General features: G+C 63.6%; 23 protein-coding genes. 11 read left to right on the top strand and 12 right to left on the bottom strand.

What is annotated here, in order from left to right:
* Positions 1-232: 232 nt before the first annotated feature.
* On the top strand, positions 233-1,477 hold the full coding sequence (locus tag NKI37_RS28460) for a DegT/DnrJ/EryC1/StrS family aminotransferase (protein WP_352790981.1): 1,245 nt from the start codon (positions 233-235) through the stop codon (positions 1,475-1,477).
* A 21-nt stretch (positions 1,478-1,498) separates the two neighbouring features.
* Here NKI37_RS28460 and mocR read toward each other — a convergent pair whose 3' ends face one another.
* The 4 genes from mocR to NKI37_RS28440 all read right to left on the bottom strand — a co-directional run bounded on the left by mocR (position 1,499) and on the right by NKI37_RS28440 (position 4,795).
* Entirely contained in the window at positions 1,499-2,965 is a 1,467-nt protein-coding gene (mocR, locus tag NKI37_RS28455; protein WP_352790980.1) for a rhizopine catabolism transcriptional regulator MocR, read from the bottom strand.
* Between the two features lies 1 nt (position 2,966).
* Positions 2,967-3,173 carry a LacI family DNA-binding transcriptional regulator gene (locus tag NKI37_RS28450; RefSeq protein ID WP_352790978.1) on the bottom strand — a complete coding sequence of 69 codons (207 nt, stop codon included), beginning with the start codon at positions 3,171-3,173 and terminating at the stop codon, positions 2,967-2,969.
* 214 nt (positions 3,174-3,387) lie between these two features.
* Positions 3,388-4,299, bottom strand: a complete 912-nt coding sequence (gene iolE / locus NKI37_RS28445; RefSeq protein ID WP_023752959.1) for a myo-inosose-2 dehydratase — start codon at positions 4,297-4,299, stop codon at positions 3,388-3,390.
* A gap of 208 nt (positions 4,300-4,507) precedes the next feature.
* Positions 4,508-4,795, bottom strand: coding sequence for a DUF3175 domain-containing protein (locus tag NKI37_RS28440; protein ID WP_023673065.1), 288 nt, complete (start codon positions 4,793-4,795; stop codon positions 4,508-4,510).
* A gap of 231 nt (positions 4,796-5,026) precedes the next feature.
* On the opposite strand from NKI37_RS28440, the gene NKI37_RS28435 reads away from it, so the two are divergent.
* The 7 genes from NKI37_RS28435 (at position 5,027) to NKI37_RS28405 (ending at position 13,012) form a co-directional block, all read left to right on the top strand.
* Positions 5,027-6,199: an MFS transporter gene (locus NKI37_RS28435; RefSeq protein WP_050589864.1), complete on the top strand. Its 1,173-nt coding sequence runs from the start codon at positions 5,027-5,029 to the stop codon at positions 6,197-6,199.
* A gap of 159 nt (positions 6,200-6,358) precedes the next feature.
* Positions 6,359-7,387 (top strand): HTH-type transcriptional regulator GntR, encoded by a 1,029-nt coding sequence (gene gntR, locus NKI37_RS28430; RefSeq protein ID WP_023682222.1) that lies wholly within the window; start codon positions 6,359-6,361, stop codon positions 7,385-7,387.
* 324 nt (positions 7,388-7,711) lie between these two features.
* Complete coding sequence (locus tag NKI37_RS28425; RefSeq protein ID WP_023682221.1) at positions 7,712-8,836, top strand: sugar ABC transporter substrate-binding protein; 1,125 nt, start codon at positions 7,712-7,714, stop codon at positions 8,834-8,836.
* A gap of 93 nt (positions 8,837-8,929) precedes the next feature.
* Positions 8,930-10,495 (top strand): sugar ABC transporter ATP-binding protein, encoded by a 1,566-nt coding sequence (locus NKI37_RS28420; protein WP_023714808.1) that lies wholly within the window; start codon positions 8,930-8,932, stop codon positions 10,493-10,495.
* Positions 10,492-11,472, top strand: a complete 981-nt coding sequence (locus NKI37_RS28415; protein WP_023725417.1) for an ABC transporter permease — start codon at positions 10,492-10,494, stop codon at positions 11,470-11,472. Before NKI37_RS28420 ends, NKI37_RS28415 begins: the two co-directional genes overlap by 4 nt.
* Positions 11,469-12,455: an ABC transporter permease gene (locus NKI37_RS28410; RefSeq protein ID WP_023673071.1), complete on the top strand. Its 987-nt coding sequence runs from the start codon at positions 11,469-11,471 to the stop codon at positions 12,453-12,455. Before NKI37_RS28415 ends, NKI37_RS28410 begins: the two co-directional genes overlap by 4 nt.
* A 2-nt stretch (positions 12,456-12,457) precedes the next feature.
* Positions 12,458-13,012 carry a gluconokinase gene (locus NKI37_RS28405; protein WP_023725416.1) on the top strand — a complete coding sequence of 185 codons (555 nt, stop codon included), beginning with the start codon at positions 12,458-12,460 and terminating at the stop codon, positions 13,010-13,012.
* Here NKI37_RS28405 and NKI37_RS28400 read toward each other — a convergent pair.
* The gene (locus NKI37_RS28400; RefSeq protein ID WP_023725415.1) at positions 13,007-14,155 is read right to left on the bottom strand and encodes a hypothetical protein; all 1,149 of its coding nucleotides are present in this window, start codon (positions 14,153-14,155) and stop codon (positions 13,007-13,009) included. The genes NKI37_RS28405 and NKI37_RS28400 overlap by 6 nt on opposite strands.
* Positions 14,156-14,268: 113 nt before the next feature.
* Between NKI37_RS28400 and NKI37_RS28395 the strand changes: the two genes are divergently transcribed.
* Positions 14,269-15,810, top strand: a complete 1,542-nt coding sequence (locus NKI37_RS28395; protein ID WP_502896411.1) for an acyl--CoA ligase — start codon at positions 14,269-14,271, stop codon at positions 15,808-15,810.
* Positions 15,811-15,875: 65 nt separating this feature from the next.
* On the opposite strand, the gene NKI37_RS28390 is transcribed toward NKI37_RS28395, so the two are convergent.
* Positions 15,876-16,325 carry an RrF2 family transcriptional regulator gene (locus NKI37_RS28390; protein WP_023673075.1) on the bottom strand — a complete coding sequence of 150 codons (450 nt, stop codon included), beginning with the start codon at positions 16,323-16,325 and terminating at the stop codon, positions 15,876-15,878.
* A 261-nt stretch (positions 16,326-16,586) separates the two neighbouring features.
* Positions 16,587-17,573, bottom strand: a complete 987-nt coding sequence (locus NKI37_RS28385) for a sulfate ABC transporter substrate-binding protein (RefSeq protein WP_023699658.1) — start codon at positions 17,571-17,573, stop codon at positions 16,587-16,589.
* A gap of 240 nt (positions 17,574-17,813) precedes the next feature.
* Between NKI37_RS28385 and NKI37_RS28380 the strand changes: the two genes are divergently transcribed.
* Positions 17,814-18,086: an AbrB/MazE/SpoVT family DNA-binding domain-containing protein gene (locus NKI37_RS28380; RefSeq protein WP_023682213.1), complete on the top strand. Its 273-nt coding sequence runs from the start codon at positions 17,814-17,816 to the stop codon at positions 18,084-18,086.
* Entirely contained in the window at positions 18,086-18,484 is a 399-nt protein-coding gene (locus NKI37_RS28375; RefSeq protein ID WP_023699656.1) for a type II toxin-antitoxin system VapC family toxin, read from the top strand. The genes NKI37_RS28380 and NKI37_RS28375 overlap by 1 nt, the downstream gene beginning before the upstream one ends.
* Before the next feature lie 14 nt (positions 18,485-18,498).
* On the opposite strand, the gene NKI37_RS28370 is transcribed toward NKI37_RS28375, so the two are convergent.
* The 5 genes from NKI37_RS28370 to NKI37_RS28350 form a co-directional block, all read right to left on the bottom strand.
* Entirely contained in the window at positions 18,499-19,539 is a 1,041-nt protein-coding gene (locus tag NKI37_RS28370; protein ID WP_023673079.1) for a sulfate/molybdate ABC transporter ATP-binding protein, read from the bottom strand.
* Positions 19,540-19,608: 69 nt separating this feature from the next.
* Complete coding sequence (gene cysW / locus NKI37_RS28365) at positions 19,609-20,493, bottom strand: sulfate ABC transporter permease subunit CysW (RefSeq protein WP_023690809.1); 885 nt, start codon at positions 20,491-20,493, stop codon at positions 19,609-19,611.
* On the bottom strand, positions 20,486-21,337 hold the full coding sequence (gene cysT, locus NKI37_RS28360; protein ID WP_352791675.1) for a sulfate ABC transporter permease subunit CysT: 852 nt from the start codon (positions 21,335-21,337) through the stop codon (positions 20,486-20,488). Before cysT ends, cysW begins: the two co-directional genes overlap by 8 nt.
* A gap of 18 nt (positions 21,338-21,355) precedes the next feature.
* A complete protein-coding gene (locus tag NKI37_RS28355) occupies positions 21,356-22,384 on the bottom strand; it encodes a sulfate ABC transporter substrate-binding protein (RefSeq protein WP_023673082.1) in 1,029 nt (342 codons plus the stop codon).
* Between the two features lie 230 nt (positions 22,385-22,614).
* Positions 22,615-23,298 carry a M15 family metallopeptidase gene (locus tag NKI37_RS28350; RefSeq protein ID WP_023826563.1) on the bottom strand — a complete coding sequence of 228 codons (684 nt, stop codon included), beginning with the start codon at positions 23,296-23,298 and terminating at the stop codon, positions 22,615-22,617.
* Positions 23,299-23,444: the final 146 nt, after the last annotated feature.

Here is a 23,444-nt window from a genome sequence, read left to right as displayed (position 1 = left end):
AACGCCCAAAGCCGGCCTTCCGACAGGGCCACTTCAGCGAATTCGGATGGGTACGATTTTTCCGTGAGCCTGCGTTCTGGAATGTCGATTTCATTCGATATGCCCACATTCGGCGTCAAACCCGGCCATCAAGCAACCGGGATGGCTTGGTCAGATCGCAGCGGAGTGGTTCTTTCAAACAGCGGCCGCAGGCGTACTGCTTTCATACCATCAGCGATGTGGGGGACTTGCCATGTACACTGCCGGCGAAGAAGAGATCGAAGCCATTGCCAGGGTGATCCGCTCGGGTGCGCTGTTTCGCTATGGCGAGAACAGCGAGTGCAACCGCTTCGAGGCGCGCTATGCAAGGCATCTCGGCGTCGAGCATTTCGCGCTTGCCGCCAGCGGCACCTATGGGCTCGCCGCCGGCCTGATCGGCCTCGGCATCGGCCCGGGCGATGAGGTGCTGGTGCCGGCGCACACCTATATGGCGACCGCCACAGCAGTGCTGTCGGTCGGCGCCATTCCGGTCATTGTCGATATCGACGAGAGCCTGACCATCGACCCGGCCGCTCTGCGCGACGCCATCGGCCCGCGCACCAAGGCGGTCATCCCGGTACATATGTGGGGTGCGGCCTGCAACATGAACGCCATCATGGACATCGCTAAAAAACGCGGTCTGCTCGTGCTGGAAGATGTCTGCCAGGGCATTGGCGGCGGCTATGAGGGCAGGAAGCTCGGCTCCATCGGCCATGCCGGCGCCTACTCCTTCAACTACTTCAAGAACATCACGTCGGGCGAGGGCGGCGGCATCGCCACCAGCGATCCGAAAGTGGCCGAGCGCGCGCGCTGCGCCATCGACCCCTGCCACTTCTACTGGCAGGGCCGCAGCGACAGCATCAAGCCGTTCGCCGGCATCGGCGCGCGCGCCTCGGAATTGATGGGCGCGATGCTCAATGTCCAGCTCGACCGTCTGGACGGCATCATCGAGGCGATGCGGGCGGAGAAGAAGAAGGTGCTGGCCGGCACGCGCCATCTCGGCAATCTCGGCCTGACGCCGTCGCCGATGAACAGCCCCGACGACGATTGCGCGGCACAGGCAATGTATCTGCTGCCCAGCGAACAGGCGGCGCAGACTTTTTCGAAGACCATTCCGAGCGTCATTGCCGGCCAGACCGGCCGCCACAATTTCACCCAGTGGGACCAGGTGCTGATGCATGAGGGCGCGCATCATCCGGCGCTCAATCCGTACACGCTGCCGGAAAACAAGGGCCTGCGGCTGACCTATGCCGACGACCTCGGCAAGGGTTCTCTCGACATCCTCAACCGCACGGTGATGATCGCGATGAATCCGGCGCATGGCGACGCCGACATCGACGACATGATCCATAACATCGATGCGGCGGCCCGTGTGGCGCTGGAGAATGCCTCGCTGGACGATGTCGAGGTGCGCAAGGCAGCGCCCGTCGATCTGCAGAAATTCGATAGTGTGAATTGAAGCGCTCAGCGCTGGATCGGCCTATTGCCGGTCCAGCCGCATGAAGGCAGCGCGCAACGCCAGCACCGCGCGCAGGATCTGGCGTTCGTCCATCGCGGCGTAGCCAAGCAGCAGGCCGTGTTCCGGCTCGCTCGAATGGTAGTTGATCGAGATGCCCTGCACGTCGAGGCCCTCCTTGACGGCAGCGGCGACGACGTCACTGTCCTTGTAGGGTCGGACGAAACTGGCCAGCAGTTGCATGCCGGAATCGTTCTCGGTCACTGTCAGCCATTCGGCCAGATGCTCTTGGCACTGCTTGACGAAATTGGCTTGCCGGCGCGCATAAAGGCGGCGCATGCGTTTCAGATGTGTGGCGAAATAGCCTTGCGTGATGAAGTCGTTGACCGTCGCCTGCAGGATCAGCGGCGCGAACTGGCCGGTGATCGAGACGGCACGGTCGAAGGGCACGGACAGTTCGCGGGGTACGATGAGATAGCCGATGCGAAGCGCCGGGATCAGCGTCTTGCCGAAGGAACCAATATAGACGACGCGGTCGGCATGATCGAGGCCGCGCAGCGCCGGCACCGGCCGGCCACGGTACCGGTACTCGCCGTCATAATCGTCCTCGACGATCCAGGCGCCGTGGCGCTCGGCGATGTCGAGCAGCTGCAGCCGTTCCTCGATGCGCATGATGGTGCCGAACGGCCACTGGCAGGATGGCGTCACATAGATCAGGCGCGGCGGCGGCAGCTCTGGGTCTGCGAGATGCCATCCAAGGCGATCGACCTTCAAGGGCGCAAGCTGCGCGCCGCTGGCGAGAAAGGCGCTCTTGGCGCCGAGATAGCCGGGCTCCTCCATCCAGACATGGTCGCCTTCGTCCATCAGCACGCGCGAAGCGAGGTCGAGTGCCGCCTGCGCGCCGGTGACGATGATGACCTGGTCGGCGGTGCAGTTGATGCCGCGCGACAGGCTGATGGTCGACGCAATGGCCTGGCGCAGACCGGGATGGCCGGCAAAGGAGATATAGCCGAGCAAGTTCTCGTCGCGGCTGCGCGCATTGCGCACCAGAAGGCTGGACCAGATGGTGAAGGGGAAGGAGGCGGTTTCCGGCACGCCGGGATGGAAGTTGATGACGCCGGCATTGCGTGGCGGCTGCGGGCCGTTGACGATGGTCTGACCGCGCCGCGAGAGTTTTTGCGGGGCGGCGAGGCCGGCACGCAGCGCGGTCGGCGGGCGTTTCTGCTGGATCGGCGCCACCCAGGTGCCGGACCCGGCGCGCGCCTCGATAAAACCTTCGGCGAGCAGCTGGTCGTAGGCGGCGATCACCGTGTTTCGGCCGACCTTGAGATCCTCGGCCAGCGAGCGTGTCGATGGCAGCAGCGTGTTCTGCTGGATCTGGCCGTCGAGGATGAAGCGCCGCAGGGCGCCATAGATCTGTCGGTGCATGGGTTCGTCCGAGCCGCGGTCGACCGACATGATGTCGAGGGAAAGGCGCATGTGGTCGGCCAAGCTAGTCTCCGACGAGCCTGGCTGCGCGCGCGATCTTTGCTTCGTTAAGCAGGCAAACGGTCTCGAGCACCAGCCGTCTGGTTGCGGGACGGACCTCACGGCTGTTCTTCAGCGCGCGGTGAACGGTTGCCGCGCCGAGTTCCGCCTTCTCGGCGATCTCACGGATGGTGCAAAGCCGTTCCATGCCGAGTGCCGCCTCGAATGCCATGTCGCTCCTCCATCCGCATCAAGGCATGCCTCGTCGCCAGCCTCAAGCTTGAAACGCCGGGCCGGCAACTCGGGGGCAAAAATTTCGATGCCAAGAACTGTGCGATCCGCGCCGCCAAGGGAGGGCGGCGGCGCGGATCGCCGGGCGCTTTCGCGTCGCTACCCCTACCGAGGCGCGCGCCCAACCGGCCCAACCACCAGCCCCCCGGCGGTGGTTAGGCCAAGTCTCGTATCGCGACGTCGAACCCGGCCGCGCAGGCCGATTTGAGAAGCGAAGCGTAACCTTTCGTCGCATAGGTCAAGGGGTGTGCCTTGGCCGGATCCTGCTCGGCCTCGACGACGATCCAGCCTTCGAAGCCGCGCTTGGCCAGCGGCTTCAACAGCGACAGGAAATCGACGGAACCGTCGCCGGGCACAGTGAAGATTCCTTCCATCACTGCCGCCATGAAACTCATGTCCTCGCGCCGTGCCTTCTCCAGCACGGCCGCGCGGACGTCCTTGCAATGGAAATGCACGATGCGGTCGAGATGCCGGTTCAGGAGGGAGGCCGGGTCGCCGCCTGAGAACAGACAATGGCCGGTATCGAACAGCAGGCCGACGCTCTTGCCGGTTGCGGCTATCAGCCTGTCGACCTCGTCATCGCTCTCGACGATGGTGCCCATATGGTGATGGAAAGCCATGCCGACGCCGAAGGCAGCCATGCGGTCGGCGAGTTCGGTCAGCTTCTCGCCATAGGCGGTCCATTCGCCGTCAGCGAGGCGCGGACGCTGTGAGATCGGCGCGAAAATGCCGTCATGACGGCCGCGCGAGGTGTCGGCATAGACGACGACCTTGGCGCCGAGGTCGCGCAGCAGGGTCAGATGCGAGGTGAGGGCGGCGAATTCCTCGTCGACCGTGCGGTCCAGAATGCGGCCGTCATACCAGCCGGAGACGAGCTCCAGTCCGTAAGAAGACAGGATCGGTCCAAGCTCGTCGCTTCGCCTGGGGAATTTGCCGCCGAGTTCGGTGCCGCGATAGCCGGCCTGCCTGGTTTCCGACAGGCATGTCGCGAGCGGCGTATCGCCGCCGAGTGCGGGAACATCGTCATTGCTCCAGGTGATGGGATTGATGCCGATCTTGACCGTCATGCCGCTACTTCAAAGGGCTCGGGGAAACACAAAGCCGAGGCCGGCAAACTGAGGGGAAAGAGGACCTGTCACTAGGTCCAGTTGAGGTGAATTTGGTAGAGCCAATCGGGAGCGCTAAAGCGCGTCCCGTTTGAACGGACTAAGTCGACGCGCTTAGGTCTTTGCATGTCGTTGTCTCAAAACCGGCGCCACTTTTGAGCGACATGCATTAATCCTGCTGCGGCCTTCCGAAGGCCGCGCGCAGTTCGTCCTTGGCGTCCTCGAGCACTTTCCGGCGCGCCTGCGGCAGGTTCTTGCCGGCGCGGTTGATGTAGAAATTCAGCATCGACATGGCCGACTGAAACGGCTCGGCCTTGCGGCGGTCGCTGTGCTCGGCCGAGCGCTTGAGCGAGGCCGCGATCTTCCTGGCGTCGTCGGCTTCGAAGATGTGGTCCTCGAGGTCCATCGCATCGCTGTGCTCGGTCACCTCGGCCGACCATTTCTTTTTCGCGGTCATGACAAACTCCTTCCTGTCGCAAAAACTCGGGCAGGCCGCCGCCGGTTCCCGAGAAAGTCGCCGGGCCGCTGGAGCCACGGATCATGGCCCTGTGGCGCTGCCCGTCGCGGTGAATGCGCCGATAGTGGCGACACAACGGTCGACTTCCCAGGACCGTAGACAGGAAACGCCTTGACCCCGATCGTCGCCAATCAGGCGGATAGCCCCGGCATCGACAGCAGCTACGCCTGGATGCGGCTTGCCATCTCCATGCTGCTGGCGACGATCGGTGCAGTCGGCATGTGGGCCGTCGTCGTCGTGCTGCCGGCCGTGCAGGCCGAGTTCGGCGTTGACCGCGCCGCGGCATCGATGCCCTACACCGCAACCATGGTCGGCTTCGCCGCCGGCAATGTGCTGGTTGGCCGCGCGGTCGATCGCATGGGGTATTGGATCCCGGCACTGCTATCCTCGGTGGCTCTCGCCGCCGGCCTGCTGCTCGCCGCGCTGTCGACCTCTATCCTGCAATTCACCCTTGCCCAGGGCGTGCTGATTGGTGTCGGCACATCGGTGATCTTCGGGCCGCTGATCGCCGACATCTCGCACTGGTTCAACCATCGGCGCGGCGTCGCCGTCACGGCGGCGGCTGCTGGCAACTATCTCGCCGGAGCGCTCTGGCCAACCATCATGCCGACACTGATCAAGGCGGAAGGCTGGCGCTTCACCTATGCCGGCATCGGTGTCTTCTGCCTGGTCACCATGGTGCCACTGGTGCTGTTGTTGCGGCGCGCTGCTCCGACGGCGGCTGCCGCCGGTTCGCCCGGAAGCCGGCCAGTGCAGTCGATTTCGCTGTCGCCGGCGGCGTTACAGGTGCTGCTGATCGTTGCCGGTCTCGGCTGCTGCGTGGCGATGTCGATGCCGCAGGTGCACATCGTCGCCTATTGCATGGATCTTGGCTACGGCATTGCGCATGGCGCCGACATGCTGTCGATCATGATGGCGGCGGGCGTCGTCAGCCGGCTTGCCTCCGGCTTTGTCGCCGACCGCATCGGCGGCGTGAAAACCCTGCTTATCGGTTCCGTGCTGCAATGCCTGTCGCTTTTGTTTTACATCCCGTTCGACGGGCTTGCCTCGCTCTATGTGGTGTCGCTGGTGTTCGGCCTGTCGCAAGGCGGCATCGTGCCTTGCTATGCCATCATCGTGCGCGAATACCTGCCCGCCAAGGAGGCCGGCCAGCGTATCGGCATCGTCATGATGGCGACCATCTTCGGCATGGCGATCGGTGGCTGGATGTCGGGCTGGATCTACGACCTGACTGGCTCTTACGCCGCCGCGTTCCTCAACGGGATCGCGTGGAACTTGCTGAACATAGTGGCCATCGGGCTGCTGCTGTGGAAAGCAAAACGCAGTGCTGCCCTGATGGCTTAGGAAGGCAGGATTGCCCTGTTGCTTGACAAGGGCGATTGGCTGCGCGACGCCAGCAGGCGAGTGGGTGCGGCAGCAGCCGGTTGGCATGGTGGCAGTGGAAAAGCTGGACATGGTTTCGCAAGGGCGCAGCGGCCGGGGCCCGGCACGTGGAGGATGTCCATGACCAAGCCGCGCTCGCGTCGTGGGGGCGGCCGCCCGACCCTATCAGATGTGGCGCGCAAGGCCGGCGTCGGCGCCATCACCGTGTCGCGGGCGCTGCGCGAACCGGAACGCGTCAGCCAAGATCTGCGGCGCCAGATCCAGGCCGCCGTCGACGAACTCGGTTATGTCCCGGATCCCAATGCACGGGCGCTGGCCTCGGCGCGCGCCGATGTGTTCGGCGTGCTGGTGCCGTCGCTGACCAACAACGTCTTCGCAGAAGTGGTGCGCGGCATCTATGACAGCCTGTCGGACGGCCCGTTCCGCGTCCAGCTCGGCAACACCCATTATTCCGGCCTCGAGGAGGAGCGCCTGCTGCAGGTGTTCGCACCGCAGCGCCCGGCGGCGCTGATCGTGGCCGGCATCGACCAGACGCCGACCTCGCGAAAGCTGCTGGAGAGCGCGGGCTGCCCGGTGGTGCAGGTGATGGAGACCGGGCCCGATCCGGTCGACATGCTGGTCGGCTTCTCGCATTTCGACGGCGGCCGCACCGCGACCGAGCATCTGATCGAGGCGGGCTACCGGCGGATCGGCTTCATCGGCGCACGCATGGACCCGCGCTCGCAGCGGCGGCTTGCCGGCTATCGCGCGGCAATGGAGAAGGCCGGCCTGTTCGACCCGCGGCTGGTCACCACCACGCCGCTACTGTCCAGCGTGACGCTCGGCCGCGAGCTGCTTCGCGATGCGCTGGCCAAGATGCCGGCGCTCGACGGCGTCTTCTGCAACAATGACGACATCGCGCTCGGCGTTTTGTTCGAATGCCATAGCGCCGCGCTCAACGTGCCGAAAACAATCGGCATTGTCGGCTTCAACGACCTCGAAATGATGCAGGCGGCGTTCCCGCCGCTCACCAGTATCCGCACCCCTCGCTATGAAATCGGCCGTCGGTCTGTCGCCATGGCGCTGGCGGCGATCGCAGGACGAAGGCCTGAGCAGCGGGTCGTCGATCTTGGTTTCGAACTCAAGCCCCGCGAGAGCACCGCACGCTGAACACGCTTTGGCCGGCCTCAGCAAATGGTGCTTTACACAACGTCATGGTAGCGCTACCATTTTCGTCGGGCAGACGTTTTGATGAAAGGCCGCCCCTGTTTATTATACATAAGCAACAGCTCATGCTTGTTTATTATGTATAATATGCTAGTTTCGTTTCTCGCCTGTGAAGCGGCGAGGGGGAGGGGATCGGGCCGGCTTCGGCCCTTGAGACGTGGCGCCGGCCAGGCTGGAGGGCCTTCGGCAGGCGTGGAAACACACCACGACAAACAGCATCAAATAAACAAGCAGCAGCAAACAAAACTACAACTGGGAGGAATATCGATGATCAAGTCACTTGTTGGTGGCATCGTTGCCGCCACTGCATTCGTCATGCTGAGTTCGTCGGCCATGGCCGACCCGGAAGTTGTCAAGGGCCCGTCGGCTGAGCCGGATTGCTTTGCGCCCTGGGCGGCCGATACGCAGTTCTTCAAGTTCCCCAAGAAAGACGGCCCATACCGCATCGCGCTCGCCAATGGCTATATCGCCAACACCTGGCGCATCCAGATGGTGCAGACCGCCAAGGCCTATGCGGCCCAGCCGGAGGTCGCCGCTAAACTGAAGGAATTCAAGGTCGTCTCGACCGGCGAGGACGTGCCGGCTCAGATTTCGGCGATCAACAACTTCATCGATTCCGGCTATGACGCGATCGTCGTCAACGCCCAGAACCCGACCGCTTTCGGGCCGGTCATCAAGCGCGCCAAGGAAGCTGGCGTCATCCTCGTCGCCTTCGACAATATTCTCGATACCAAGGACGCCATCAACGTCAATGTCGACCAGAAGGGCCTTGGCGAATTGTGGGGCAAATGGCTGGTCGGCCATGTGCCGAATGGCGGCAAGGTGCTCGAAGTGCGCGGCGTTGCCGGAACTTCCGTGGACACCGACCGTCACAACGGCATCCATGAAGCGCTCGATGCCTCCGGCAAGAAATGGGACGTCACCGAGGTGGTCGGCAAATGGGACGACGGCGTGGCGCAGAAAGCCACGGCCGACGCCATTGCCACCAACGGCCCGTTCGACGGCATCACCGGGCAAGGCGGCGACACCGGCATCGTGCAGGCGATGATCGATGCCAAGCATGCTTTCGTGCCGTTCGGCGGCGAGACCGAGAACGGTTTCCGCAAGTTCTGCGCGGCACATGCCGGCGACGGGCTGAAATGCTCATCGGCCGGCACCGGTCCGGCGCAGGTCGCGGTCGCCATCAAGACGGCGATTGCCGCGCTCGAAGGCAACGTTGTGCCGCAAGCGGTGAAGCTGCCGCTGGCGATCGTCGAGGACCCGAACTTCAAGGCCGGTCAGGATTTCTTCCCCGACCAGTCCGACAATTTCTTCGTCGGCAATTCCTTCCCGACCTGCGGCATCAATTTCACCGCGCAGGAAATTATGGGCCAGACCAAAGCTGACCAATAGGGCTGACCAATAGGCGGCATATCCGGCGCCGCGGGATCTCCGCGGCGCCGGCCACTCGATATCCCTTGAAGTCAAACTGCCTCGGGAGGGCCGATGGACGGTGCGGTTCCGCTCTTCCGGATGGAAGGCATATCCAAGCGCTATGGTGGTGTGCGGGCGCTGGAAAAGGCCGAGCTTTCGGTCTCGTCCGGTAGCATCCACGCCATTCTCGGCGAAAACGGCGCCGGCAAATCGACGCTGATCAAGGTCATGGCGGGCGTCGTCGCGCCCGACGAAGGCCGCATGATGCTGAACGGCAGCGAGGTGACGTTCGCTTCGCCTGCTGCTGCAAACAAGTCCGGCATCGTCTGCATCTTCCAGGAGCTGTCGCTGGTTCCCGAACTCAGCGTTGCCGACAACATCGTCATCTCCGATCCGCCGAAGCGTTTCGGCATGATCGACCGCAAGGCGCAGCGCCGCATTGCCGAGGATGCGCTGGCACGCGCAGGTGCGGCCGACATCCATCCATTGGCGCTGGTCAAGGATCTTCCGCTTTCAAGAAGACAGATGGTCGAGATCGCCAAGGCATTGGCCAGGAAGCCGCGCATCCTGATCCTCGACGAGGCGACCTCGGCCCTGACCGCGACGGACGTCGCCAGGATATTCAGCGTGCTCAAGCGATTGCGCTCGGAAGGGCTGGCGCTGCTTTACATTTCGCACCGCATGAACGAGATCGCCGAGCTTGCCGACCACTGCACGGTGTTTCGCAACGGCCGCAATGTCGCCAGCTACAAGGCAGGCACAAAGAGCGACAACGAAGTCGTCGAACTGATGATCGGGCGCGAATACAGCCATATTTTCCCGCCGAAACCCGCGCGCGCTGCCGCCGCCGCCGTTCCTGTGCTGGAGGCGCGCAAGCTGTCCTGGACGGACCGGCTGGACAATGTCTCGCTGACCGTCGGGGCAGGCGAGGTCGTCGGCCTTGGCGGCCTGGACGGCCAGGGCCAGCGCGAATTGCTGCTTGCCTTTTTCGGTGTGCTGCGCGGCCTCGGCGGCCAGATCCTTATCGACGGCAAGCCTGTTTCGATCGCCAGCCCCCAAGCGGCGCGCGACGACCGCATCGGCATGGCGCTGATCCCGGAGGACCGCAAGACCGAAGGCCTGATGCTGCCGATGACGGTGCGCGAGAACCTCTCCTTTGCCGCCCTAGACCGGCTGTCCAAGGCCGGCATCATCGACCGCGCCGCCGAACAGCGGCTGATCGACGACATGGTCGGGCTGCTGGCGATCAAGACGGCCGGCCTCGACATTCCGGTCGGTGCGCTGTCGGGGGGCAACCAGCAGAAGGTGGTCATCGCCAAATGGCTGATGCGCCAGCCGCGGATCATCCTGCTCAACGATCCGACGCGCGGCATCGACGTCGGCACCAAGCAGGAACTCTATCAACTGATGCGCAAGCTGGCGGATGCGGGGGCGGCGATCCTGTTCTATTCGACCGACTATGACGAACTGATCGGCTGCTGCGACCGCGTGCTGGTGCTCTATGACGGCGCGGTCAAGCGCGAGCTGGTCGGGGCCGAGATCACCGAGCGGGCGCTCATTGCAAGCGCGCTCAACATCCACGGCGATGACGGCGGCGCGAGAGACGATGCCGGCGCAAGACAGGGAGCGGACGCGTGAAAGAGTGGCGCTACTGGCTGGCCGAGCAGCGCGGAACACTGATGGCACTCGGCATATTCATTGTCATGTTCGTCATCTACACCTCGAACCATCCGGCGGGCTTCACCGCCAATGTCGTGCAGACGGCGTCCAACAAGGGCGTGCTGCTCGCCTTCGTCGCCATGGCGCAGACACTGGTCGTGATCACCGCCGGCATCGACCTCTCCGTCGGCATGATCTTCACGCTGACCAATTGCCTCGCCTCCTGGCTGGTCATCGGCACCGGCCTCGAGACCGCTTTCGGCGTCATCGCCGTGCTCGGCACCGGGCTCCTTTGCGGGGCGATCAACGGCGCCATCGTCATCTACGGCCGCCTGCAGCCGATCGTCGCCACGATCGCCACGGGTGCGGTCTATTTCGGCATCGCGCTGCTGCTCAGGCCGTTTCCCGGCGGTTCGGTCAACGAAGGTCTCGCCGACGCGCTGACCGGACGCCTGTTCGGCGTGATGCCGGCGAGCCTGGTCGTGCTGCTCGCCGTCGTGCTCGTGGTCTGGGTACCGTTCAGCCGCTCGGTGCTCGGGCGGGCGGCCTATGCGGCCGGCTCGTCGGAGACGGCGGCCTACATGTCCGGTGTGCCGATAAGGCGCGGCAAGTTCGCTGCCTACGCGCTCGCAGGCCTGTTGGCCGCGATCGGCGGACTGTTCCTGACCTTCTTCACCTATACCGGCGATGCAGCCTATGCCAGCGGCAACGCCTATACGCTGTTTTCGATTGCCGCCGTGGTGCTGGGCGGCGTCTCGCTGTTTGGCGGCAAGGGCAGCGCCATCGGCGCCATCTTCGGCGCGCTGGCCTTCCGCACCATCGGCGACCTGTTGTTCGTTTTCGATTTCGATCCGCTATGGCAGCCGCTGTTCCAGGGCGTTATCCTGCTGGTCGCGGTCAGCCTTGGCGCCTTTGCGCTGTTTCGGGTCCGCAACCGGCTGGAGTGGTTCCTGTGAGCGAAACGACATTGGGCGGTATCGCCGGCCGCATGCCGAAATTCATCCGCCGCGCCGATCCGGCGGTGCTGACGGCCTTCGCCTGCATCGTGCTGTTGCTGTTCCTAGGCAGCCTCTATTCCAGGAGCTTTCTGTCGCCTGAATATCTCTTGCAGCAGCTCAAGGTGGCCTCGTTCCTCGGCGTCATCGCCACAGGCATGATGCTGGTCATCCTGCTAGGCCAGATCGACCTGTCGGTGCCGTGGGCGGTGGCGGCGGGCGCGATGATGGCGTGTGCGGCCGCGGCCTATGGCCCGATCGGTGTGGCGCTGGCCATCCCGTTCGGCATCTTCTGCGGGGTGCTGATCGGCATCGTCAACGGCTTTGGCGTCGCCTATTTGCGCATACCCTCGATGATCATCACGCTCGCCACCAACGCTGTCGCGCAAGGGCTCATGGTCGTTTATACCGGCGGCTACTCGCCACAGGATTCGGCCACCGGCGCCATGCGCTATCTTGCGACAGGTTTTACCATTCCTGGCGTGCCTAACGCCGTCATCATCTGGGCGCTGATTGGTGCCGCGATGGTGTTCGTGCTGTCCCGCACCAGCTTCGGCCGCACCGTCTACGGCATCGGCAACCGCGAGCGTGCCGCCTATCTCTCCGGCATCGATACAAGGCGCGTGGTGATGATCGCCTTCGCTATCTCAGGCGGGCTGTCCGCCTTTGGCGGGGTGCTTCTCGCCGGCTATGCCTCCAAGGCGGCGCAATCGATGGGCGATGCCTATCTCTTGCCGTCGATCGCCGCCGTGGTTCTGGGCGGCACCTCGATCCTGGGTGGCCGCGGCTCCTATCTCGGCACCGTCGCCGGTGTCATCCTGATTACGCTCCTGCAGTCCATCCTCTCGGTCATGCAGATGCCGGAGGCGGGGCGGCAGATCGTCTATGGCCTGGTCATCGTTGCCATGCTCCTGCTCTACGGCCGCGCGCCGGCAAGCCGCTGACCGTGGACGAAAAGACGGCACAGGCGCCAATGGGCGCTACCGGCTCAGTGCCTCGGGCCATTGTGGTGATGGGCGTCGCCGGCTGCGGAAAGTCGGCTGTCGGCAAAGCATTGGCAGCAGAGGAAGGGGCCGTCTTTGTCGAAGGCGACAGGCTGCACCCGCCCGAAAACGTCGCCCGCATGGCGAGCGGTGAGCCGCTCACAGATCAACTGCGTGAGGGCTGGCTCGATGCCATTGGCGAGCGGATCGCGGACCTGACCGGCAGCGGCCAAAGCGTGGTTGCCGCCTGCTCGGCGCTGAAGCGCAGCTACCGCGATCGTCTGAGCGGCTTCCGCCGGGACATCGTTTTCATCTATCTGAAGATCGATCCCGCTACCGCCAAGCAGCGTGTCGCCAGCCGCAAGGGGCATTTCATGCCGGCAAGCCTGGTCGAAAGCCAGTTCGCCATCCTTGAACCGCCTGGCGCCGACGAGCGGGCGCTGACGGCCGACGCCACACTTCCAGTGGCTGAAATCGTCACCGCCGTTGCCAGCCTGCTGGCCGGCGCAAAATCATGAACCACCCTCGTCGGGCAAGGCGGTTTCCGGCCGTTCGGTGAACCGGTCATGGCCTGACCAGACCATCATTTGCTCGGGATAGAGTTTCAGCGCCTCCAGCAAGCGGTCGCGCTTGAGCAATATGTACTCGGCCTGAAGCGCCATGTTCTTGGCGCCGCCGGCTCTGGTCGCGGGCTCGCCGGCCTCTGCCGGGGCCGGCACCAGTTCGGGACTTAGGACGGCGCGGTATTGGCGGAACGGATCGGTCTCGAAGGTCGACATGGAAAACAGCGCCGCCTTGCCTCTGGCAGCGAAATTCGTCGGCGCCGAAGCCAGGTGGGTCCAGCCGCTCTCGCCAAGGCCGACTTCGGTGAATGTCGAGCCGGCATGCACCGTGTTGGTCACCAACACCACGCCGTTGCTGCCAAGGATCTTCTGGATCCGGCCGGTGACCTGGTAGGCGTCACTGCGGTCGAACACGATCCGGCTTTTCAGGAAACGGTTCTCGACCCGAACCATCGGCGGGTTCAGGAAGCGCAAGCCGAAGGTCGAATCGGATATGCCGTGAGCCCTGACGCTGAGCTGGTGTGTCTCGATGCCGGCTTCATGGAGAGCGCGTTTGCCGATGATGGTCTGGGTCGTGAACTGATCGCACCAGATGATAGCGCCGTGGCCGCGCTTCAGCGCCGCTTGCAGGCCTTCCAGGCCCTCCAGCCGGATATCAGGTGACCAGCGGCGGCCGATGAGATGCGCGGCAAGTAGCAAACGCCGGCGGTGGTTGGCGCAGAGCAAGGCCCTGAACTGCCTTTGCGCATCGATGCCATTGCCGAGCACGGCGCGCGTCGCGGCAGCGTAGCGCACGAAATCCTTGCGGATATGGCGCTTGAGGCGCAGCCCCGATACGCGGCTGCAGATCGCGGCCCACCAATTGACCGGTAGCAATGCCGCGACCCCGAGATAAAAGGCGGCCAGCAGCAGCTCGCGGAGATCCCTGTTGTTGAAGGTGCGCAACTTGCCGGCGCGGACCTGCTTGCGGCTGAAGAAGCGAACATTCTCGGCGCGTTCGGGCACCAGGATGTCGGCGATGATTTCCGTATGATAAATGACGGCGGAAGATGGTGTCCGGTCGGCTTTCCGGGATTTTCCCAACCACGGCAGCCTCATCCGATCGGTGTCCACCTGTTCTTGCGTGCGTCCGGAAATCGCTTTACTGCGTCTGCCACGGGCGCGCAATCGGCGCCGACAAGGCCATGGTGAACGCCATTCAGGGTTCGAACTTGAAACAGGCCCTATCGGTAGCACTTCCCCAACTGGCGCCCTGGCGGCCGGCTGCGGTGGCGCTGATGGCGCCGGACCGGCCATCCCTGAGCTTTGCCGGCCTCGCCAATCTTGTCGACAAGCTCTGCGGCGATCTCGCCAGGCGTGGCGTTGCCCGCGGCACGGCCGTCGGCATCGTCTTGCCCAACGGCCCGGAAATGGCGGCCTGTTTCCTGGCGGTCTCGGCGTTGGCGACGGCGGCGCCGCTCAATCCGGCTTACGGCGAAGACGAATTCCGCTTCTATCTCGGCGATCTCGATGTGAAGCTGCTGCTGTGCGGACAAGGCATGGGCGATGCGGCGCGCAACGCCGCAAAGGGGCTCGGCATTGCGGTGCTCGACGTCGTCGTGACTGACGGCGCCAAGGCCGGCGAGTTTCTGCTGGCGGGCGACGCCGAGGTGGAGGCTGCCAGCGAGGCTCGCCTCGACGATATGCAGCTCAACGGGCCGGACGATTTCGCGCTTGTCCTGCACACATCGGGAACCACGGCGCGGCCGAAGATCGTCGGCTTGCGGCAGCGCAATCTGCTGGCATCAATGGCCAACATCGCCCGCACCTTGGCGCTTTCGGCAGACGATATCTGTCTCAACGTGATGCCGCTGTTCCACATTCACGGGCTGATGGCGGCGCTCAGCGCACAGCTGGCAGTCGGCGGCGCTGTTGTCTGCACGCCGGGCTTCAACCCGCTAAAATTCTACGGCTGGCTGGGCGACTTCAGGCCGAGCTGGTACAGCGCGGTGCCGACCATGCATCAGGCGATCCTGGCGCGCGCCGCCCGCAATGGCGAAACCATCGCGGCTGCGCGGCTGCGCTTCATCCGCTCGTCTTCGGCAGCGCTTCCCGACACCGTGTTCCGCGACCTCGAGCGCGTCTTCGGCTGTCCGGTGGTCGAGGCCTATGGCATGACCGAGGCGGCGCACCAGATGACATCCAATGGCCTGCCGCCTGCGCGCCGCAAGCCAGGCTCGGTCGGCCTGCCTGCGGGTCCGCAGGTGACGATCCTGGACGACAAGGGGACGATCCTTCCGGCGGGTGAAAAGGGCGAGATCGCGGTGCGCGGCGCCAACATCCATGATGGCTATCTCAACAATCCGGTGGCCAATGAAGCTGCCTTCAGCGATGGCTGGTTCCGCACCGGCGACCAGGGCCTGATCGACGAGGATGGCGATCTGAAGATCACCGGGCGGCTGAAGGAGATCATCAATCGCGGCGGCGAAAAGATCTCGCCGCTCGAAGTCGACAATGTCCTGCTCGATCATCCGCTGGTGGCGCAGGCGGTGACCTTTGCCGTGCCGCACGCCATGCTCGGCGAAGAGGTGGGTGCGGCCATCGTGCTGGCCGAGGGCGCCACCGCCGATGCCGAGCAGATACGCGATTTCGCGCGCAGCCGGATCGTCGAGTTCAAGGTGCCGCGCCACATCCTGTTTCTTCAGGAGATACCCAAGGGTCCCACAGGCAAGATCCAGCGCGTCGGCCTGGCCGGCAAGCTCGGCCTGGTCTGAGGACTCTCATTTGAGCATGATCTTGTCCGAAAACCGGTTCCCACTTTTCGGGACTATGCTCTAATTTAGATCTGCGATGTCAGCTCGACCGGAAAATCATCATTGTCGGCGTCGCGCATGGCGGCGAGGCTGCGATTGTCCAGCACTTCGGCGATCGCCTGGCGCACTTCCAGCATCATGTGCCGGACCTGACAGGTCGCCTCGTCGCAATCCTCGCAGCGCTGGTATTGCGTGCGGCTGGCGCAGGGTATGGGAGCGAGCGGGCCGTCCAGCACGCGCACGACGTGGCCGATCTTGATTTCGGAAGCCGGCCGGGCGAGGCGATAACCGCCTTCCTTGCCCTTGCGGCTGAGGACGAAGCCGGCATTGCGCAGCTCGCCCAGAATGGCATCCAGGAATTTCTTCGGGATGTTGTTGGCGATCGCGATGTCGTTGACGAATGCAAGCTGGCCGACCGGCAGGCCGGAAAGATGCACGAGGGCCTTGAGGCCGTATTTGCCTTTTTTGGTAAGCATGCCCGCTTCAGTTCATGAAAACCCCAACCACCCGCATCTGGCGGTTGTTTGTGTGCAAATCATGACGTTTCGCCTGAACAACCCGGTTTCGCGTAGAACAAGCCGCCCGGTTGAGACGTTAGGCACAAAGGCGTTGATTCTTTGTAACGTTTTTCGCCGATCGCGACAGATTCCGCATGAAAGCCGTTTGTCGGCGCGCGAAATCAAAAAAGCCGGCAAAGCGCCGGCTTTCTTGTGAGGTGAGGTCGAACGCTGCTGATATCAGCGGCTGCCATAGGTCTGGTCGAGCAGACCGCCGGCGGCGAAGTGCTCCTTCTGTACCTTGTCCCAGCCGCCGAAGACGTCTTCCACAGTCAGCAGGCGGACATCGGGGAAGTCGGCCTTGTATTTTGCCGCGACTTCAGCGTTGCGGGCGCGCAGGCCATTTTCAGCCGCGATGGTCTGGCCCTCGGGCGTGTAGAGGAAATCGAGATAGGTCTTGGCGAGGTCACGGCTGCCGTGCTCGTCGGCGACCTTGTCGACGATCGCCACCGGGAATTCGGCGAGCAGGCTGACCGTTGGCGTGACCTGTTCGAACTTGTCGTTGCCATACTCCTTGCGGATGCCGCGCGTTTCCGACTCGAAGGTGATCAGCACGTCGCCGATCTCGCGCTGCACGAAGGTGGTGGTGGCGGCGCGCCCGCCGGTGTCGAAGATCGGCACGTTGTTGAACAGCTTGGTGACGAACTCCTTCACCTTGGCGTCGTCGCCCTTGAAGGCTTCCTTGGCGTAGGCGGTTGCGGCCAGATAGGTGTAGCGCGCATTGCCCGAGGTCTTGGGGTTGGGGAAGATCACCTGCACGTCGTCGCGCACGAGGTCGTTCCAGTCCTTGATGTGCTTGGGGTTGCCCGCGCGGACGAGAAACGAAGGGAGCGAATAGAAGGGCGAGGCGTTGTCGGGGAAATCCTTCTGCCAGTCGGCGGAGACGAGGCCTTTCTTGACCAGAAAGTCGATGTCGGTGACCTGGTTGAAGGTGACGACATCGGCGCCCAAGCCTTCGGCAATGGCGCGCGCCTGCGCCGAAGTGCCGGCATGCGACTGGTCGACCGTGACGCCGGGATGGCCGGCGGTGAAAGCCTTGTTGATCTGGACGAACAGTTCGCGGCCGACATCATAGGAAGCGTTGAGCAATTTGTCGGCCGACCAGGCCTGCGAACAGGCGAGGATCAGGCCGGCGACAGTGGCGACGCTGAGGAAAAATCGCTTCATGAAAACAGGCTCCGATGTGCAATGCGTTGCCAGAACATAGCCGGGCCGGAGGGTGTACTGCGAGGCACACGGGGCAGACGTATGGCGTTACAGCGAAAAAGAAATCGCTGAAGCAGGTTATCGGCGAAATTTCATTCCAGTCGAAATGCCGATGCGTTGGGGTTTTCTGTGGTTTGCAACTCGAGGCCGAGTGGCATATACAAATGGCATATACAAGTGGAACAGACAGGGGAGGCTGCCATGCCGCAGCACCGTCACTCAATACCACCGCCCAGGGAGGCGAAGTTGTTTCGCAACAACCGCAGTCAGGCGGTTCGCATCCCTGTCGAATTCGAGCTGCCTGGCGAGAAGGTCCTGATCAGCCGCGATGGCGACCGGCTGATCATCGAGCCGGTCCGTCAACCAGGCCTCACCGCCTTGCTCACCCAATGGGCGAAAGAGCCGCCGCTTGGTCCTGAAGACGACTTTCCCGAGATCCATGATGCGCCCGTGGGGCCTGAGGATATCTTTTGATGCGGTTCATGCTGGACACCAACATTCTCAGCGACATGATCCGAAACCCTGCCGGCAAGGCTGCCAGTGCGGCGGTTCGCGCGGGAGACGGTGCCCTGTGCACCAGCATCGTTGTCGCCTCGGAGCTGCGCTATGGCTGCGCCCGCAAGGGATCGGCCAAGCTGCTCGCCAAGGTGGAGGAATTGCTCGCCGAGTTACCTGTGCTGCCGCTCGACGTGCCGGTGGATGCCGAATACGGCGCACTTCGTGCCGAACTGGAAGCAAGGGGCCAGGTCATCGGCCACAATGATCTTTTCATTGCTGCCCATGCCTGTGTGTTGGGGACGACACTGGTGACGGCCAACACCGCTGAGTTCCGTCGGATCAAGGGCCTGACGGTCGAGAACTGGCTGGAGTAGCGCCGGATCGATGTCTATGCCGCCGGGAAAAGCTTCCAGCGCCTTGGCCTGAACGCCACCCGGCTCTTCTGCGCCGCAGGATGGTCCACAGGCAGTTCGATCTCGACGCGCTGGCGCTCGCCGCCGATTTCCAGTTCGACGCGTCTTGTGCCGGCGACGCGGCGGCTGGCGGCGACCGTGCCGGCGATGCAGCCGCTGCAGCCGTCGAGCAGTTCGATATCGTGCGGGCGGAAATACAGCGTCGCATCGCCCTCGGGTGCGTGCGGCGCCGACACGCCGATCGGACGGTCGGCGAGCCAGATTTCGCCATTCTCAACCTTGACCGGCAGCATGCTCGATTCGCCGATGAAGGAGTAGACGAAGGGCGAGTTCGGCGTGTCGTAGATCTCGTCGGCGGAGCCGACCTGCTCGATGCGGCCCTGGCTCATCACCACGACGCGGTCGGCAAGCTCGAGCGCCTCTTCCTGGTCGTGGGTGACGAAGACGGTGGTGTGGCCGGTACGGTCATGGATCTCGCGCAGCCAGCGGCGGAGTTCCCGGCGCACCTGCGCATCGAGCGCGCCGAACGGCTCGTCGAGCAACAGCACCTTGGGCTCGATGGCCATGGCCCGGGCGAGCGCCACGCGCTGGCGCTGGCCACCGGAAAGTTGCGCCGGATAGCGCTTTTCCAGGCCGGAAAGCTGAACGAGATCGAGCAGTTCGGAGGCGCGTCGGCGGATTTCGGCCGCCGGTGGTCGCGACGGTCCATGCCGCACCTTGAGGCCGAAGCCGATATTGTCGGCGACCGTCATGTGCCGGAAGAGCGCATAGTGCTGGAAGACGAAGCCGACATTGCGCTCCTGGATCGAGCGGTGCGAGGCGTCCTCGTCGCCGAAGAAGATCTTTCCGCGCGTCGGCCGCTCCAGGCCGGCGATAAGCCTCAGCAGCGTCGTCTTGCCGGAGCCGGATGGCCCAAGCAGCGCGATCAGCTCACCCGACTTGATGTCAAGCGATACGTCATGGAGGGCCGGAAACCGGTCAAACTCCTTGCGTACGTTGGCAACGCGAACTTCCATCAAATGTCCCTTTTTAGTGGATGCATGTCGTTATCCCAAAACCGCTTCACACTTTTGGGCGACATGCATCTAATGTCCGCGCGTCGCGGCGATCTCGGCGCCGTAGCGCATCTCGAGAAGTGTTTTCAAGACCAGCGTGACCAGCGCCAGGCCGGCAAGCAGCGAAGCGACGGCAAAAGCGCCGACGGCGTTGTACTCGTTGTAGAGGATTTCGACATGCAACGGCATGGTGTTGGTCAGCCCGCGTATGTGGCCCGACACGACCGAGACCGCGCCGAATTCGCCCATCGAGCGGGCGTTGCACAGAAGCACGCCGTAGAGCAATCCCCATTTGACGTTGGGCAGCGTCACGTACCAGAAGGTCTGCCAGCCATTGGCGCCCAGAGAGAGCGCGGCTTCCTCGTCGCCGTTGCCCTGTTCCTGCATCAGCGGGATCAGTTCGCGGGCAACGAAGGGGAAGGTGACGAAGATGGTCGCGAGCACGATGCCGGGCACGGCGAACAAGATCTGGATGCCGTGCGCCTTCAGCCACTCACCGAACAGTCCCTGAGCGCCAAACAAAAGCACATAGACCAGGCCGGAAATGACCGGCGAGACCGAGAAGGGCAGGTCGATCAGCGTGGTTAGAAAAGCCTTGCCCTTGAACTCGAACTTGGCGATCGCCCAGGCAGCCGAAATGCCGAAGACGACGTTGAGCGGAACGGCGATCACCGCCACCAGCAGCGTCAGCCGGATCGCCGAGCGCGTATCGGGATTGGAGAGCGATTCCGTGTAGGCGCCAATGCCTTTCGCCAGCGCCTCGTGGAAGACGATGATCAGCGGCAGCAGCAGGAAGATGGCGAGGAAGGCGAAGGCCACCGCCATCAGCAGCAGCCGCACCGGCCGGCTTTCGGTCACCGCCGCCGACCGGCTCTCGTGATGCGGTTCGTAGGATTTGATCTCGGGGTCAGCCATAGCGCTTGCGACTCCATGACTGCGCCAGGTTGATGACCAGCAGCATCACGAACGACAGCAAAAGCATGATCGCCGCGATCGCGGTGGCCGCCGGATAATTGTACTCCTCGAGCCGGATGACGATCAGAAGCGGTGCGATCTCCGACTTGTAGGGAAGGTTGCCGGCGATGAAGATGACCGAGCCGTATTCGCCGACGCCGCGCGCGAAGGCGAGTGAGAAGCCGGTGATGATGGCCGGCGCCAGACCGGGAAACAGGATGCGGGTGATGATCTGGAAGCGGTTGGCGCCGAGCGTCGCGGCGGCCTCCTCCACTTCCTTGTCGATCTCCTCCATGATCGGCTGCACCGTGCGCACGACAAACGGCAGGCCGATGAAGACAAGCGCCACGACAATGCCGAGCGGCGTGTAGGCGACCTTGATGCCGAGCGGCGCCAGGAGATGGCCGATCCAGCCATTGGGCGCATAAAGAGTGGTCAGCGCGATACCGGCCACTGCCGTCGGCAGCGCGAAGGGCAGGTCGACCATGGCGTCGACGACGCGGCGGCCGGGGAAGCGGTAGCGCACCAGCACCCAGGCGACGAGCGTGCCGAAGACGACGTTGACGGCGGCTGCGATGAAGGCTGTGCCGAAGCTGATTTCGAGTGCGTTGATGGTCCGGCGGTCGGTGGCGATCGCCCAGAAATCGGTCCAGCCGAGGGCTGCCGAGCGCCAGATCAGGCCCGACAGGGGGATGAGGATGATGAGCGTGAGGTAGGCAAGCGAGAAGCCGAGCGTCAATCCGAAACCCGGAATGACACTCGGCTGTCTGAATCGCCACCTCGCCTTGGCGGGTGCTATGGTCATGTCGTCCTGATCTAAATCCTACTGGGCCGGCTTGTAGATCTGGTCGAATATACCACCGTCGCCGAAATGATAAGGCTGTGCCTTCTTCCAGCCGCCAAAAAGCGGATCGTCGATGGAGATCAGCTTGATTTCGGGCGTCTTCGGAATGTCAGCCGCATCCACCAGCTCGGGCTTGGCCGGACGATAGTGGTTCTTGGCGATGATCGTCTGGGCTTCCTTGGAATAGAGCCAGCCGAGATAGGCTTCGGCGACCTTGCGGGTGCCCTTGGCATCGACATTGGCGTCGACGATCGCCACCGGCGGCTCGGCCAGGATCGAGGTCGGGGGATAGACGATCTCGAAATTGTCGGCTCCGAATTCATTGAGCGCCAGATAGGCGTCGTTTTCCCAGCCGATCAGCACGTCGCCGATGCCCTTTTGCGCGAAGGTGACCGTCGAGCCGCGTGCACCGGTGTCGAGCACCGGAGCATTGGCGTAGAGCTTGCCGACGAATTCCTTGTTCTTGGCTTCGTCGCCGCCATCATTGGCGTTGGCATAAGCCCAGGCGGCAAGGTAGTTCCAGCGCGCACCGCCGGAGGTCTTGGGGTTCGGCGTGATCACCTGGACGCCGTCCTTGACCAGATCGCTCCAGTCGTGGATGCCCTTCGGGTTGCCCTTGCGGACCAGGAAGATGATGGTCGAGGTGTAAGGCGCCGAATTGTTTTCGAATTTCTTGCGCCAGTCCGGATTGATCTTCTTCGACTTGGTGACGATGGCGTTGATGTCGCCTTCGAGCGCCAGCGTGACCACATCGGCATCGAGGCCGTCGATCACGGCGCGGGCCTGGGCGCCGGAGCCGCCATGCGATTGCTGGATGGTGACCGTCTCGCCGGTCTCGGCCTTCCAGTGTGCGACGAAGGCTTCGTCATAGGCCTTGTAGAGTTCGCGTGTCGGGTCGTAGGACACGTTCAGAATGGTCGTATCGGCAAACGCGAAACCGAGCGTGCCGAACTGGATCGATGTGGCGACCAGTGCGCCGAGCAGTTTCTTGAAATGAGGTTTGGTCATTCCCGCCTCCGTTGATGACGGCTGAACTCTATCGAATTGATAGAAATTAGATGCATTCAACGTTGCCTTTTTTGTCCGCTCGAAGGAAATTTTCGCCGATATTGGGTCTCGGAAGGAAATATTTTCCTCATATTGGTCTAACCCAAATCCGGCCGGTTTGACGCTATCTAGGAGCTGACACCGCAGAAGCAAGGCCGAGCGAGGGAAGGCTCGGTGTAGCACCGGGCGGTTCAGCCCGCAGTGATAGGAAAATCGAAGCGCAGCTTTGGAAACGGCTCATCCCGAAGCGTGTAGTGCCACCACTCGCGCGCATAATTCTTGAAGCCGCCGGCGCGCATGGCGTCGAGCAGCCTTTTGCGGTTTGCCGCCGCTTCTGCCGCCAATGGGCGATGGGCGGTTTCGCTTGCCGGGTCGAAACAGTCGAAGCTGGTGCCGAAACCGAGCGTGCCGGCGCCGGCCGCGCCGCAAGCGGCGGATGACTTGTTCTTGCCGTCGCTGCGGGCGATGGCTACATCGACGGTCGAGCCGCGCGAATGGGTGGACAATTCGCCGATATAGCCCTTGGCGATGAGGTCGCCGCGCTGCACCTGAGGGTACCATTGCGGATCGGGCGGGCCGCCCTCTCTGGTCCATTTGCCCATGTCGGCAACGGCGCGGGCCGGGCGGTAGCAGTCGAAGACGACCAGCGTCAGGCCATCGGCGGCGAGCGCTTTCTGCACACCGGACAGCGCTTGCGCAGCTTGCTTCGTGAGTATGCAGACCGGCGCGTCATAGCCGTCGGCCTTGCGATGCAGGAAGTTTTCCAGGCCGGCATAGCGGATATCCTGGCGGATCGAGGGATCGACATCGGCCAGGCGGACGAAGCCGGCGGGCAGGGGATCGGCGGCGGCGGGGGAGCAAGTCGAAACGAACATGGATACGGCTAAGGCCAATCCTCGATGCAAGCGCTTCGGCACACCCCCCTGGGGGGGGGGGGGGGGGGGGGGGGGGGGGGGGGGAGGCGGGGGGCGGGCGGGGCGGGGGGGGGGGGCGGCTCGGGGGCGGCGCCGGGGGATGGGCG

This window comes from Mesorhizobium sp. M0626 (genome assembly GCF_040320665.1).
Lineage (GTDB): Bacteria > Pseudomonadota > Alphaproteobacteria > Rhizobiales > Rhizobiaceae > Mesorhizobium.
Note: the sequence above shows the minus strand (reverse complement) of the source record. Positions and strands in the feature narration are given on the sequence as shown.

What these genes read in the sequence shown, in the direction of transcription:
- NKI37_RS28460 (WP_352790981.1), top strand. Translation starts at nt 233, where the DNA reads ATGTACACTGCCGGCGAAGAAGAGATCGAAGCCATTGCCAGGGTGATC.
- NKI37_RS28400 (WP_023725415.1), bottom strand. Translation starts at nt 14,155, where the DNA reads ATGAGGCTGCCGTGGTTGGGAAAATCCCGGAAAGCCGACCGGACACCA.
- NKI37_RS28450 (WP_352790978.1), bottom strand. Translation starts at nt 3,173, where the DNA reads ATGGCATTCGAGGCGGCACTCGGCATGGAACGGCTTTGCACCATCCGT.
- NKI37_RS28375 (WP_023699656.1), top strand. Translation starts at nt 18,086, where the DNA reads ATGCGGTTCATGCTGGACACCAACATTCTCAGCGACATGATCCGAAAC.
- NKI37_RS28440 (WP_023673065.1), bottom strand. Translation starts at nt 4,795, where the DNA reads ATGACCGCGAAAAAGAAATGGTCGGCCGAGGTGACCGAGCACAGCGAT.
- NKI37_RS28350 (WP_023826563.1), bottom strand. Translation starts at nt 23,298, where the DNA reads ATGTTCGTTTCGACTTGCTCCCCCGCCGCCGCCGATCCCCTGCCCGCC.
- NKI37_RS28425 (WP_023682221.1), top strand. Translation starts at nt 7,712, where the DNA reads ATGATCAAGTCACTTGTTGGTGGCATCGTTGCCGCCACTGCATTCGTC.
- cysW (WP_023690809.1), bottom strand. Translation starts at nt 20,493, where the DNA reads ATGGCTGACCCCGAGATCAAATCCTACGAACCGCATCACGAGAGCCGG.
- NKI37_RS28355 (WP_023673082.1), bottom strand. Translation starts at nt 22,384, where the DNA reads ATGACCAAACCTCATTTCAAGAAACTGCTCGGCGCACTGGTCGCCACA.
- NKI37_RS28435 (WP_050589864.1), top strand. Translation starts at nt 5,027, where the DNA reads ATGCGGCTTGCCATCTCCATGCTGCTGGCGACGATCGGTGCAGTCGGC.
- cysT (WP_352791675.1), bottom strand. Translation starts at nt 21,337, where the DNA reads ATGACCATAGCACCCGCCAAGGCGAGGTGGCGATTCAGACAGCCGAGT.
- NKI37_RS28390 (WP_023673075.1), bottom strand. Translation starts at nt 16,325, where the DNA reads ATGCTTACCAAAAAAGGCAAATACGGCCTCAAGGCCCTCGTGCATCTT.
- NKI37_RS28370 (WP_023673079.1), bottom strand. Translation starts at nt 19,539, where the DNA reads ATGGAAGTTCGCGTTGCCAACGTACGCAAGGAGTTTGACCGGTTTCCG.
- gntR (WP_023682222.1), top strand. Translation starts at nt 6,359, where the DNA reads ATGACCAAGCCGCGCTCGCGTCGTGGGGGCGGCCGCCCGACCCTATCA.
- NKI37_RS28420 (WP_023714808.1), top strand. Translation starts at nt 8,930, where the DNA reads ATGGACGGTGCGGTTCCGCTCTTCCGGATGGAAGGCATATCCAAGCGC.
- NKI37_RS28380 (WP_023682213.1), top strand. Translation starts at nt 17,814, where the DNA reads ATGCCGCAGCACCGTCACTCAATACCACCGCCCAGGGAGGCGAAGTTG.
- iolE (WP_023752959.1), bottom strand. Translation starts at nt 4,299, where the DNA reads ATGACGGTCAAGATCGGCATCAATCCCATCACCTGGAGCAATGACGAT.
- NKI37_RS28385 (WP_023699658.1), bottom strand. Translation starts at nt 17,573, where the DNA reads ATGAAGCGATTTTTCCTCAGCGTCGCCACTGTCGCCGGCCTGATCCTC.